1 protein-coding gene is annotated in these 562 nt (G+C 55.3%); it reads right to left on the bottom strand.

The features are described 5' to 3' along the window. On the bottom strand, window positions 1-562 hold a 562-nt coding region (locus LRP50_RS25445; protein ID WP_274167183.1), incomplete at both ends, for a hypothetical protein.

Raw genomic sequence — 562 nt, 5'->3', positions numbered from 1 at the left:
CGACGGGTTATCCGGCAGCACTTCAAAGCCACCGCCCGCTGTTCCAGTGACCGACACTTCGAACACGTCATCGTCAGTGGTTTCGAGGATGCTGTCATCCAAGGTCGCCACGGTGAAATCCGTCGACTTAGTGTTGGCGGCGATCACCACTTCACGGGTCACGGGGGTGACGTCGCCATCTTCTGAGGTTTTATGTCCAACAACGACAGTGACGGTTAAAGCTGTTGTGGGTGCTTCAGAGATACTGAGCGTGTAAGACGCTTCCGCGCCTTCAACCACTTCACTGTCACCTGTGAGTGTCAGAGTCGGTTTATCCGTTGATGTGGTGTCTTCATTGATCGTCGTTTCGACCGCCGATGGGTTATCCGGCAGCACTTCAAAGCCACCGCCCGCTGTGCCAGTGACCGACACTTCGAACACGTCATCGTCAGTGGTTTCGAGGATGCTGTCATCCAAGGTCGCCACGGTGAAATCCGTCGACTTAGTGTTGGCGGCAATCACCACTTCTCGCGTCACGGGGGTGACATCGCCATCTTCGGAGGTTTTGTGTCCAACAACGACA

It is taken from the genome of Enterovibrio gelatinilyticus, assembly GCF_028683095.1.
GTDB lineage: Bacteria > Pseudomonadota > Gammaproteobacteria > Enterobacterales > Vibrionaceae > Enterovibrio > Enterovibrio gelatinilyticus.
The sequence above is the reverse complement of the archived record's forward strand: the minus strand, read 5'-3'. Positions and strand labels throughout refer to the sequence as shown.